Origin of the sequence: Rufibacter hautae (assembly GCF_008271695.1) — a bacterium.
Classification (GTDB): Bacteria; Bacteroidota; Bacteroidia; order Cytophagales; family Hymenobacteraceae; genus Nibribacter; species Nibribacter hautae.
The window spans coordinates 214306-226160 of the sequence record NZ_VKKY01000001.1; the positions used below are offsets into that span (position 1 = coordinate 214306).

The 11855-nt window shown below is 52.3% G+C and carries 12 protein-coding genes; 6 read left to right on the forward strand and 6 right to left on the reverse strand.

Going from position 1 to position 11855, the window contains the following annotated elements; genetic code table 11:
* Positions 1–149 precede the first annotated feature (149 nt).
* Positions 150–680 (forward strand): GNAT family N-acetyltransferase, encoded by a 531-nt coding sequence (locus FOA19_RS00860; protein WP_149088912.1) that lies wholly within the window; start codon positions 150–152, stop codon positions 678–680.
* A gap of 181 nt (positions 681–861) precedes the next feature.
* Positions 862–1650 carry a helical backbone metal receptor gene (locus FOA19_RS00865; RefSeq protein ID WP_317132007.1) on the forward strand — a complete coding sequence of 263 codons (789 nt, stop codon included), beginning with the start codon at positions 862–864 and terminating at the stop codon, positions 1648–1650.
* Between the two features lie 93 nt (positions 1651–1743).
* On the opposite strand, the gene FOA19_RS00870 is transcribed toward FOA19_RS00865, so the two are convergent.
* From FOA19_RS00870 to FOA19_RS00885, 4 genes are all read right to left on the reverse strand, one after another.
* Positions 1744–2301 carry a DUF4142 domain-containing protein gene (locus FOA19_RS00870; RefSeq protein WP_149088913.1) on the reverse strand — a complete coding sequence of 186 codons (558 nt, stop codon included), beginning with the start codon at positions 2299–2301 and terminating at the stop codon, positions 1744–1746.
* 348 nt (positions 2302–2649) lie between these two features.
* Positions 2650–3891, reverse strand: a complete 1242-nt coding sequence (locus tag FOA19_RS00875) for a 3-phosphoshikimate 1-carboxyvinyltransferase (protein WP_149088914.1) — start codon at positions 3889–3891, stop codon at positions 2650–2652.
* Complete coding sequence (gene aroB, locus FOA19_RS00880) at positions 3888–4928, reverse strand: 3-dehydroquinate synthase (RefSeq protein WP_149088915.1); 1041 nt, start codon at positions 4926–4928, stop codon at positions 3888–3890. Before aroB ends, FOA19_RS00875 begins: the two co-directional genes overlap by 4 nt.
* 157 nt (positions 4929–5085) lie before the next feature.
* Positions 5086–6180 carry a bifunctional 3-deoxy-7-phosphoheptulonate synthase/chorismate mutase type II gene (locus FOA19_RS00885; protein ID WP_149088916.1) on the reverse strand — a complete coding sequence of 365 codons (1095 nt, stop codon included), beginning with the start codon at positions 6178–6180 and terminating at the stop codon, positions 5086–5088.
* Positions 6181–6298: 118 nt separating this feature from the next.
* On the opposite strand from FOA19_RS00885, the gene FOA19_RS00890 reads away from it, so the two are divergent.
* On the forward strand, positions 6299–7483 hold the full coding sequence (locus FOA19_RS00890; protein ID WP_149088917.1) for a proline dehydrogenase family protein: 1185 nt from the start codon (positions 6299–6301) through the stop codon (positions 7481–7483).
* A 156-nt stretch (positions 7484–7639) separates the two neighbouring features.
* Here FOA19_RS00890 and FOA19_RS00895 read toward each other — a convergent pair whose 3' ends face one another.
* Complete coding sequence (locus FOA19_RS00895; RefSeq protein ID WP_223808675.1) at positions 7640–7858, reverse strand: hypothetical protein; 219 nt, start codon at positions 7856–7858, stop codon at positions 7640–7642.
* Between the two features lie 176 nt (positions 7859–8034).
* Here FOA19_RS00895 and FOA19_RS00900 point away from each other — a divergent pair, with 176 nt between their 5' ends.
* From FOA19_RS00900 to FOA19_RS00910, 3 genes are all read left to right on the forward strand, one after another.
* A complete protein-coding gene (locus tag FOA19_RS00900) occupies positions 8035–8616 on the forward strand; it encodes an RNA polymerase sigma factor (protein WP_149088919.1) in 582 nt (193 codons plus the stop codon).
* Between the two features lie 50 nt (positions 8617–8666).
* The gene (locus FOA19_RS00905; RefSeq protein WP_149088920.1) at positions 8667–9776 is read left to right on the forward strand and encodes a S1 family peptidase; all 1110 of its coding nucleotides are present in this window, start codon (positions 8667–8669) and stop codon (positions 9774–9776) included.
* Between the two features lie 210 nt (positions 9777–9986).
* The gene (locus FOA19_RS00910; RefSeq protein ID WP_149088921.1) at positions 9987–10529 is read left to right on the forward strand and encodes a hypothetical protein; all 543 of its coding nucleotides are present in this window, start codon (positions 9987–9989) and stop codon (positions 10527–10529) included.
* A 177-nt stretch (positions 10530–10706) separates the two neighbouring features.
* On the opposite strand, the gene FOA19_RS00915 is transcribed toward FOA19_RS00910, so the two are convergent.
* Complete coding sequence (locus FOA19_RS00915; protein ID WP_149088922.1) at positions 10707–11549, reverse strand: energy transducer TonB; 843 nt, start codon at positions 11547–11549, stop codon at positions 10707–10709.
* Positions 11550–11855 lie beyond the last annotated feature (306 nt).

An 11855-nucleotide genomic window follows, 5' to 3' on the forward strand; every position in this document is an offset into this window, starting at 1 on the left:
ACAAACCCACAGGGCTTTTTGTTTTAGTGCCGATTCTAGGAAAAGAGGCTAAAAACAGGTCCCTGATTTCCTTATCACCAAGGCAAATTTTGCCGCACCTGAAATCCAGTTTATTATCTATCTTCACGGGCATAATCTTTTGCCCCATCATGCAAATACACACCCCCCGGCTTTTGCTGCGCGAATTCAAGCAGGATGACTGGCATTTCACCAATCTGTACGAATCCAACGAGGAGGTCATGCGGTTCCAGACCAGCGAGGTGCGCTCCAGCCGTGAAAGCCAGGAGTACATCCAGCAGTGCCTGGAGGAGGCCAAAGAGGAACCCCGCACGCTGTTTGACCTGGCCATTGTGCTCCGTACCACCAATATGCTCATTGGCCGCGTGGGCATGAAGGTAGACTACGATGCCGAGGAAGCCGTGTTGTGGTACATCTTAAACCAGACCTACTGGAACAAAGGCTACACCACCGAGGCCGCCAGCGCGATGATACACTTCGGGTTTGACGACCTGCAACTTCACCGCATCTGGGCCGACTGTGACCCGCGTAACATTGGCTCTTACCGCATCATGGAAAAACTGGGCATGCGCCGCGAGGCCCATTTCCGGGAGAATATCTTCATTAAAGGCCACTGGTGCGATTCTTACGTCTATGCCCTGCTTGACCATGAGTGGCGCTAAAGGCTCAGGAACTAAAAGACACGCAGCAGAATGAACTCCTGATTTATGGCTACTTTTTAAAAACAAGGCTAAAACCGATGTCTCTTTCTACAACAGGTAAATGTTTCACTAAAGACCTCATCAAAACAGCAAAGGCCATAGTTTACCAATTCCTTTTCCTTTCACCTTTACCCCAAATCCCTTGCTTTTCACCGACCAGATGAACCACCGCCTCCAGTTGCCGCAGCCGCCCCGCCGGATTGTGTCTTTGGTGCCTTCCCAAACCGAGTTGCTGTTTCATCTGGGTTTGGGAGACCGCGTGGTAGGTGTCACCAAATTCTGCATCCACCCCCAAGAGCAGGTAAAGCAGAAAAAGAAAATCGGAGGTACCAAGAACTTCCATTTTGAAGCCATTGACCAACTGGAACCAGACCTGATCATCGGAAACAAAGAGGAAAACTACCAGGAAGGGATTAAACGGCTGCAGGAGAAATACCCGGTTTGGATGAGTGATATCTACACCTTGGAAGATGCTTTTGAGATGATGGCGGGCATTGGGCAGGTGACCGACACAGCGGCTCAGGCAACCGAACTGGTGCAGCAATTAAGGCAGCAGTTTGCGTCTCTGATGCCAGCAGTCCCACCCGTGCCTACGGCCTATTTCATCTGGCGGAACCCGTACATGGGCATCGGGAACCAGAACTTTATTGACCACCTATTGGCGCGATGCGGATTTGAGAACGTGCTGGGGCATTTGGCCAGGTACCCAGAAGTGACTCCGGCACAACTGCAGGAGGCGAACCCCAAACTGATACTGCTTTCCTCTGAGCCCTATCCCTTCAAAGAAAAGCACATCGTCGAATTCAAAGCCATTTGCCCCGATGCCCACGTGATGGTGGTGGACGGCGAATTATTCAGTTGGTACGGAAGTCGGCTCTTGCACTCTGTTCCTTACCTGCAGGGTTTGATAGAGGAAGTTTCCTCCTCCTAAGGCCTCCAGAATCATCTGCTTTATCAAAAACCAGGCATAAAAAAAGCCCTTTGCATGTTGCAAAGGGCTTTTCCTTACTAGACAAATTCTTACTTAGGGTTTAGTGGATTTATCAACCTGGGCCACAGCGTTTTTCAGTTCCTGGGCCTCAGCCAAGTGCTCTTTCAAGACCGGTAAGATCTGGTCAATGAACTGCTGCACATCTGGGTCATTTACTTCTTTGTCGGCTTTCTCATAGAAGGCAATAGCCTCTTCATGGGCTTCTACCTCCAGATTCGCGAAGGTCTGGTCAAACTCTTCACCTTTTTTGGTTTCCAGGCTATCTACCAGCGCCTTTTTTTCGCTACCCATTTGGGCCGGCAATTCTATGGCTTTCTTTTTGGCTATTTCGGCCAGCACAGGAGTTGTCCGGGAGTGCACGTGGTAAATCTTCTGGCCCAAGGCACCTACTTCTCCTTTTTTGCTTTGGTCTTCTGCCATCATCCCGGCCATCAACTGAAAGTTATCAGTAGTGGCGGCCTGCTTGAGGAACTGTTCTACTTTTTTATGGTCTGCGGCGGAGGCTTCTTTATCTACTTTATTGCAAGAAACCAATGTCATACTGCCCATAGAGAACAATGAAGCAAGCATCCAAACATTGAGATTTTTCATATTCGTATTTTTTAGTACTTCTACCTGTTGTCCTCTTTAAACGCACCCCAATGGCGTATGTTGTAAAAGTTCATAACCAACTATCAAATTTCATCTATATTACAGATAGTTCATTCAAAAAATACAACTAAACACCTGCTAATCTTTTACATTTTATTTATAATTTAAGCTATATTACAAAGATTCTTTCCTGTATAACGTTTTTGAGGAGATTTACTAAAACCAGCCCCAAAATAGATGCAGTAGCCTGATACACTACTTTTTAACAGCTTCATTTACCCTAGAAAGCAGGCAAAAAAGAAGCCTTCTGCTTAAGGCAAAAGGCTTCCTTCCGTACTCTTCAACTATTTATTGAGCTTCTTCCACGGTAAAGCCGGCTTTTTGCAGCTCCTCCCAGTACCTTGGGTAGGATTTGCGTACCACGCGCGGCTCTTCTATGACCAGCGGCCCCTTCAAGGCCAGCGGCGCGAAGGCCATGGCCATGCGGTGGTCTTCGTAGGTATGAATGGTAGCTTCGGTTTGGGGTCTGTTTATCAGAAACACCTTGAAAACGTCTGGGGCAATCTCGCGCAGCTCTGCTCCCAGTTTCACCAACTCAAACTGCAAGGCCGCAATTCGGTCGGTTTCCTTTATTCTAAGGCTTTCCAGGCCGGTCATCTCCACTTCCACCCCCAATCCAGCAGCCAGAGCGGCCACGGTTTGGGCCAGGTCCGGGCAGGCGAAGAAATCAATCTGGGTCAATGGTTCCTGCACAGCCTGTTTCGTCAATTGAACGCCCTCCTGGGTGAAAGCGGTCTGCACACCGAAAGGCGCCATCAAAGACGGCAACACACTGTCGCCTTGCAGAGAATCGGCGCGGAGCGCGGGCAGGAAAAGATCGGCCTCCTGGGCCAACGCCGCCATGCTGTACCAGTAACTGGCTGCGCTCCAGTCAGACTCTACGGTGTACTCTTTGGCTTGGTATTCTTGTTTGCCTACGGATATTCGCTGGTCTTCAAAGGTGGCCTGCACGCCAAAATGTGCCATCTGCGCCAAAGTCATTCTAATGTAAGGCTCCGAGCTTATTTTCCCCTCCAGGGTCAGTTCCAGGCCCTGGGGTAACAGCGGCGCGATCATGAGCAGCGCCGAGATGTACTGGCTGCTGATGTCTGAGCGGATAGACAACTGATTAGTGCCGGAAAACTCAAACCCGTTCATCTGCAGCGGCGGATAGCCTTCCTCGCCCAGATACTCTATCTGGGCCCCCAACTGCCGAAGCGCGTCTACCAGCACGCCAATAGGCCGCTGGCACATGCGCGGAGTGCCGGTCAAGGTTAGCTTCTGGCCGGTAGCGGCGTAATAGGCCGTCAGGAAACGCATGACGGTTCCGGCATCCTCGGCGCTCACCTCCGCACCGGCGGGCGTGGAGAGCAGGCGGTTCAGGAGCTGGGTATCATTCGCGTCAGACAGGTTATGGATGGAAAAATCTTTCCCGGACAAAGCCCGGATGATGAGGGCGCGGTTGGCCTCGCTTTTGGAGGCCGGCAAGGTCACGCGTCCGCGCAACACGCCCGTGGGGTGCGATACGCGCACGGCAGCAGCTGAAATCATAGTAATTGGTAATAGCGCAAGGCACTCTGTACCTCTGGTAGTGTAATAGGTTTATCATAGACGGCCTCCCCTATCTTCTGCAGCAAGGTGCAGTTGATGGTGGCGCCGTCGTTCTTTTTATCGTGCAGGCAAAGGTGGCTGATGGCCTGAACATCGGCTTGCGGAATGGACACCTTTTCATAAATAGACATGATAAACGTCTCCATCTGCTCCAGTTCCTCCTTCGGCAAGAGCCCTTTCTGGGTAGAGAGCCAGGCTTCGCACAACATGCCTACGGCGATGGCCTCCCCGTGTAGCAGCGTCTGGCCGGGCTTCTCCAGGTAAAAACTCTCCACGGCATGGCCGATGGTGTGCCCGAAGTTAAGGATCTTGCGCAGGCCGTTCTCCAGCGGATCGGCGGTGACCACGCGTGACTTGATGTCAATGGAGTGTTTGATCAGATCAGTCCAGTCCTCGGTGAACAGGCCAATGTAGCGCTGCTCGTAGAACTTATCGGCGTCCATGATGAGCCAGTGCTTGATGATCTCGGCGTAGCCCGATTTCATCTGCCGCATGTCCAGGGTCTGCAGGAAAACCGGGTTCACGAGCACCGCCAGCGGCTCCTGGAATACCCCAATGTGGTTTTTGAAACCCATAAAGTCAATGCCGGTCTTGCCGCCCACGCTGGCGTCTACCTGCGACAGGAGCGTGGTAGGCACGTTCACGAACCTAATGCCGCGCTTGTACAGGCTGGCGCAGAAGCCGCCCAAATCAGTAAGCACGCCGCCACCCAGGTTCACGAGCAAACTCCAGCGGTCCAGGTTCTGGTCGGTGAGTTCGCGCCACACGTGCTCGCAGGTGGCCAGGTTCTTGTGCTCCTCGCCGCTATGGATCTGAACCACGTGATGGTTTTCCGGCAGAAAGGACTTCAGGAGCGGATAGCAGTGCCGATGGGTGTTCTCGTCTACCAGCACCACCGTCTTCTTGAAAGCCCGGTTCTGCAACAACTCTTTGAGTTGCCCCATGGCCTCAGGGCCTATGAAAATCTCTTCGGTCAATGTAGTTCTGTTTAATGTGTTTAGCAGCAGTTTTCCTAAAAATGGCTGCTAAACCGGATAGTCCCCTAAAAAAGGGAATGTCTGGGGAGAATCAAAGGAAAACCTTACAAATGCCATTCTCTGGGTTGCAAGGTAGTGCCTGCCAGGTGAAACGTCCCTAAGAAGCCGGGAAATTCTTCTCCACAATCTCGGTCTGCACCCTGATGGACTCCAGATGGATGAGTTCATACAGCTCAGCGGCGAAGGTCGGGTTGATCTCCATCTGGCGGGCCCACTCTTTCCGGGTCTCGAAGATGCTTTGCCAGCGCTCCGGCTGCAGCACGGCAATGTTGTTCTCTCGCTTGTCCTCCCCTATTTTCTCCACCAGCCGCATGCGGCGGGCCAGGGCCTCAATGATCTCACGGTCGGCGCGGTCAATCTTCTGGCGCAATTCCTCGGTACGGCTGATGAAAGCGGCATCAGGCAAGCTACGCACCTGCAGTTTAGCCAGGATATCTCCCAAAGCCTCGGGGGTGATCTGCTGGTCAGCGTCTGAGAGGGCTTCCGTGGGGTTAAGGTGCGTCTCAATCATGACCCCGTCAAAGTTCAGGTCCAGCCCGGCCTGGGAGATGGGCAGAATCAGATCGGGCTTGCCCCCAATATGGCTGGGGTCTACTACCACCGGCAAATCTGGGTACAGGCCTTTCAGTTGGATGGGAATTTGCCAGAGCGGCACATTGCGGTATTGGCTCACCTCATAGGAGGAAAAACCGCGGTGAATGGCGGCTACATCCTGAAGACCCGCCCCCCAGAGCCGCTCCACCGCACCGGCCCAAAGGCTGAGATCGGGGCTCACGGGGTTCTTGACCATTACCGGTAAGTGGGTTCCGCGCAGGGCCTCGGCGAGTTCCTGCACCGCAAACGGGTTCACGGTGGTGCGGGCGCCTATCCAGAGCACGTCTATGTTGTGTTTGAGGGCGGTTTCAATGTGGTGGGGCCGGGCTACCTCGGTGGCCACGGGCATGCCGTACTCCTGCCGCACCTCCTGCAGCCACTTCATGCCCTCGGTGCCCACGCCCTCAAAGGTACCCGGCTTGGAGCGGGGTTTCCAGACGCCGGCCCTGAAGATATCTACCTGCAGGTCTTTCAATTGACGGGCCGTCTCCATGACCTGTCCCCGGGTTTCGGCGCTGCACGGACCGGCGATTACCAAGGGTCGGCGGCGCAGCTTGCTCAGCTGGTGAAAATAATTGTTTTCTTTTTTCCGTTCCATGGCCAAATGCACGCGTTACAGGGTAGCGGTTCAGAGGCGGTTTTCGCAAATCGCCTAAAAAACAACTAACAACCGTTTTTACGTTATCTTTGTACAGCTTAAATGTAGCACATAATCTATGACTCCTGCACTAAAAGTTTCTTTTGAAGATACCGCCATTGCGTTCGCTGATAAATCTGATGCAGAACTCTATAAAACCTACCTCCTGTTTGCGGCCATGAACAACAACTCCATGGTGAAAATGGGCGGAGGCCTCATGAAAAAGGCGCTGAGCTGGAACCTGCCGGTGAAGTTCCTCATCAAGAAAAGCATTTTTGAGCAGTTCTGCGGCGGCGAGACCATCCAAGAATGCAAACCCACCATTGAGAAGCTGGGCCGCTCCGGCATCGGCACCATTCTAGATTACTCGGTAGAGGGCGAGAGCAACGAGGCCAGCTTTGACCACACGGTGCAGGAAATCATCGCTACCATTGAGATGGCGGCCTCGTCTACCCACATTCCCTTCAGCGTTTTCAAGGTGACCGGCGTGGCAGATTCTACCCTGCTGGCCAAAGCCCAAACCGGCCAGGAACTCAACAACCACGAGAAAGCGGCCTTCGGGCGGGTGCGGAGCCGGGTGAAAGCCATCTGTCAGCGTGCGTTTGAGCGCGGCGTGCGCGTGTTCATTGACGCCGAGGAAAGCTGGATGCAGGAAACCATTGACCAACTCTGCTACGAGATGATGGAACTCTACAACCAGGAGCGCCCCATCGTCTACAACACCTACCAACTCTACCGCCATGACCGCCTGGATGTGATCAAGCGCGACTATGAGCGGGCTAAGCGCGAGGGCTATTACCTGGGCGGCAAACTGGTACGTGGTGCTTACATGGAGAAAGAAGGACGCGTGGCCCAGCAGCAAGGCCTTACTAACCCCATCAACCCTACCAAACAAGCCACCGATGCGCTGTATGACGAGTCGCTGCGGTTCTGCCTGGAGCACATTGACCGCATTGCCATCTGCGCCGGCACCCACAATGAGCAAAGCTGCTACCACCTTATGGAGATGATGGATGAGTTCAACCTGGAGCCCAATGACGAGCGCATCTATTTTGCGCAGTTGCTGGGCATGAGCGATAACCTCTCCTACAACCTGGCGCACGCCGGGTACAACGTGGCCAAGTACGTACCCTACGGCCCCGTGGAGGCCGTAATGCCGTACCTGCTGCGCCGCGCAGACGAAAACACCGCCATTGCCGGCCAAAGCAGCCGCGAGTTCTCTTTGGTGAAGAAAGAACTGGAACGCCGCAAGCGCAGAGCCTAACCCATAAAAAAAGCGTTTCGGGCCCGATTTCTATGAAATGGGCCCGAAACGCTTTTTTTATGCACTCACCTAAAAAGTAAAAGCGTCTCTTACGCAAACCGTATGAGACGCTTTTAACTTGTTCTAATCAGAAGGTGTGCCTACGCACACCACTAATTACTGAGCAGTTGTTGCACCAGTAGTGGTAGCAGCAGTGTCAGTACCAGCAGTAGTACCAGTAGTTGTACCAGCGGCAGTAGTGTCAGTTGTAGTACCAGTAGTAGTTGCGTCAGTAGCACCTTCAGTGGCAGCAGCGTCAGTAGAAGTAGCTTCAGTACCAGTAGTACCTTCAGTTCCTTCAGCAGACTTAGACTCGCAAGAAGCGAAAACGAACATACCAGCAACTAGGGCAAGAGAAAATACCTTTTTCATCGTAATTTTTTTTAAAGGGTTTTAGCGTTAATTTCAACCTTAATACCACCACCCCCCGGGAGGTAACCCACCTTTTTCAAAAAAATTTTATTTTTTTTCTGTGGGTTACTAAATGACTGAAACTGTATTAATTGACAAGCATGATTAGTAAGGCGCTAGTGACCGATGCGGCCATAATAGAAGGGATTCTTCAAGACGATGATGCGGCACTGAGTAGGTTATACAAACTGTACTTCTCCATGGTCCTGTTCTTTGTCCAGAGCAACAGCGGGACGGAGGATGACGCCAAGGACATTTTTCAGGAGGCGGTCATCGTCTTCTATGAGAAGATCAAGGCCGGGCAACTGGAACTGAACTGCCAGATCAAAACCTACCTCTATTCTATCTGCCGCCGTCTTTGGCTGAAAAGGCTGTCAAGAAGCAGCCGGTTTAGCCATGGTATGATTGAAGACACCGAGTCTGAACTGGCCCCCCACGTAGACGCCTATGCCGAGCAGGCCGAGCAGAACGAACTGAAGTTTGAGGCCATGGGCAACGCCCTGGGCCAATTGGGCGAGCCCTGCAAAACCCTGCTGGAGGATTTCTACATCCGAAGCATGGGCATGGCCGAGATCACCGAGAAGTTTGGCTACACCAACGTAGACTCGGCCAAGAACCAGAAGTACAAGTGCCTGATGCGCCTGAAGAAACTGTTCTTCCTGGACTATCAGGTTCCTTCTTAGAAGAGGAAACGCGTAAAAACAGACATCCGGCACCGGATGCATATCTATATATGAGTGAGAGGGAATTATTGGAATTGATTGAACGGTACCACCAGCACCAGGTGACCTCCTCAGAGCGCCGTGCGCTGGAGGAACGCATGGCCGCGGACCCGATATTCGCGCAGCGGGTACGGGAAGTGGAACTGTTTACCGCAGCCTTACAGAACCACGGCCGGCAGAAATCGCTGCGCGACCGACTGAACCAGCACCACCAAGCCTGGCAGCAGGAAAACCAGAAAGAGACCACCCCGCCGGTGCTCAAGCGCCGCACGCCCGTGCAGGTTTTCATGCGCCGCTATGCCGCCACCATGGGCGTAGCCGCTACTGTGGCCATTGTCACGGTGTTCAGCAGTTTGTTGGGAATGGAGATGTGGCGTTCCGCTACGAAGCAGCAGACGGCCCGTTACGTGGAGCTGCGCCGCGAGGTAGATGACCTCAAGCGGAAACAGAATGCCCTCTTGAACACGAACCCTGTTACGCCAAAGGCCAGCACCCTGAATCCGGGTCAGTTCTCAGGCACTGGTTTCGTGCTCACCTCAGACGGGTATTTCGTGACCAGTTACCACGTGATTGAAGGCGCCGATTCGCTCATGATTGAGAACAAGAACGGCACCAAGCTGAAGGTGGAGGAGATTTACTCAGACCAGGTGCGTGACCTGGCCCTGCTGCGCGTGACCGACACCTCGTTTACCGGTTTCGGGAAGCTGCCTTACTCCTTCAAACAGAAGGAAAGCGAGCTGGGCGAGCGCGTGTTTACCCTGGGTTTCCCCAGAGAAGACGTAGTGTTCGGAGAGGGTACACTGAGCTCCAAATCAGGGGTGTACGGCGATACGGCCTCTTACCAGATCTCCATTCCGTTGAACCCGGGAAACAGCGGCGGACCGCTGCTGGATGACCGCGGCAACATGATTGGCGTGATCAGCGGCAAGATGCTGGGCGTTGACGGCGCTGCCTTCGCGGTGAAGTCTGCTTACCTGCTCACCCTGCTGGACCAACTGCCAGAGCACCGTTTGCCAAAGCCTATTTCCCTGCCTAAGGTGAACAATCTGGCCGGCACCCCGCGCCCGCAGCAGCTGAAGAAACTGCAGGATTTTGTGTACATGGTAAAGGTTTATAATTGATCCCTGCGCCTTTTATTTAAACCCCGATTTTCTGAAAATACCCTAGAAACGCCTGTGCCTAGCACGGGCGTTTCTGTTTTCAATCCGGCGGGTAGATGTAACTAATACGTATTGTTTCCGTTAAGCTTAATCTAATTGCCAGTTGTCAGTTTCGTGACTGGCCTAGTAATTACCACTATGTTACATCTACTAAATATTAAGCAAAAAACTATGGAAAATCGCACTGGTAACACGCACAATTCTGGTATGTTGACGGGTATGTTCAAAGACAGAGAAAGTGCAGAACGCGCTTACAATTCTTTACATAGCCGCGGCTACAACAGAGACGATATCAACGTGATCATGAGCGATGATGCCCGCAAGCGTCACTTCTCTGACAGCGATGACAACACAACTGAACTGGGCAGCAAAGCCTTGGAAGGTGCTGGTGCCGGTTCTGCCATTGGTGGTACTTTGGGTGCTATTGTAGGCGCTATTGCCGCTATTGGTACTTCTATCGCGCTTCCAGGTCTTGGCTTGGTGATTGCCGGTCCGTTGGCAGCTGGTCTGGCCGGTGCCGGAGCCGGTGGTCTGACAGGTGGTTTACTGGGCGCCCTAGTAGGCTCTGGTATTCCTGAGGAACGTGCCAAAGTGTACGAGTCAGGCATCAAGGAAGGAAATATTGTAATGGGTGTAACTCCTCGCAACGCTGAGGATGCCGATTATTTTGAGAACGACTGGCGCACCAACCGCGGTGAGCACATCTACCGTTAATCAGTAGAAATAACTATATAAAAAGCCCCGGTTCTATTTAAGAGCCGGGGCTTTTTGGTTTAAATACCATCCTGAATTCAACAACTTAAAAGGGTTTCTATTTAGGGGCCGTTTTACCGAAAATGGCCCCTAAATAGAAACCCTTTTATAATTAGGATTACTTTCCATTAACAAGCTTTATTTCAACTCCAATCTGATGGGCAGCGTCATGCGTACAGGTACGGTTCTTCCGTTCTGGTAACCGGGTTTCCAGCGAGGTAACTTTTGCACCACCCGCATGGCTTCTTCCTCGGTGCCGTAGCCTAAGCCTTTGAGCACCTGCACATCGGTGATGTCGCCAGTGGCCCCCACCACAAAACTCACCACCACGGTGCCTTCTATGCCACTGGTCTGGGCCGCTCTAGGGTAGCGGAGGTTCTTGCCTATGAACTCCATTAACTTAGGCAGGCCACCCGCAAACTCGGGCATTTGCTCCACGCTCATAAAAATTGCCTGTTCTACCGGAGCAGCTTCTAAACCGTTACCATCGGCTGGTCCGGTTCCGGTACCGGCACCTATTTCCGGGTTGTTCAGGTTGCCGTCACCATTTCCTTCTGAGGTCACCAACCCGGAGCTGGCGGTCTGGAGCTGTTCCTGGGTGGGGATTTCATCGGTTACCGGCTTTGTGTCCTCTACTATTTTGGGGGTGGTATTCTTCACAGTAGGTCCGGTGGATTTAGAGGCGGCGGGTTGTACCCCTTTCATCTCCTTAATCTCTTCCACTGGCGGAAATTTGATATCTACCCATTTCCCTTCTTCCTTCTTCTCTGATTGATTAGCTACCACGGCAGCTTTCTTTAAAAGCTTATTTGCCAGGAACGGTGCGGAGAAAAAGATCAGGGAAAGCGCGATGGCGTAAAGAACTGCCTGGCTGATGTGCTGGTTATACAGTTTGCGTAAGACATAGGCACCGTAGGCTTTGTTGCGGCCTTCAAAAATCATGTCATCCAAGGTGGCGGCGTAAGCGTGGTTCGTTTCCATGTGGTTGGCGTTTGGTTGGTAGTTTGGGTGTCATTTCCCTCATGATGCCGCCGCCCGTCCGTTTCCATAGGTAGCCTTCAGAATAAAATATAGAAAATGGCCTATTTTGTTCTACTTTGAGAATCAGGGAGAAACAAAACCTAGGTTCCTGATGTTAAAAATAAAGAGCGCTAAAAAGAACAACTACTGCCACGTTCTGCTTACTTGCAATTCTTTGGCAAATAATCTAAGAACGTTCACACCTTTCTGGCACTTGCCTACGTTTAACGATAAGTAATGCACCCGCAAAAACAGGCACTACTTTTG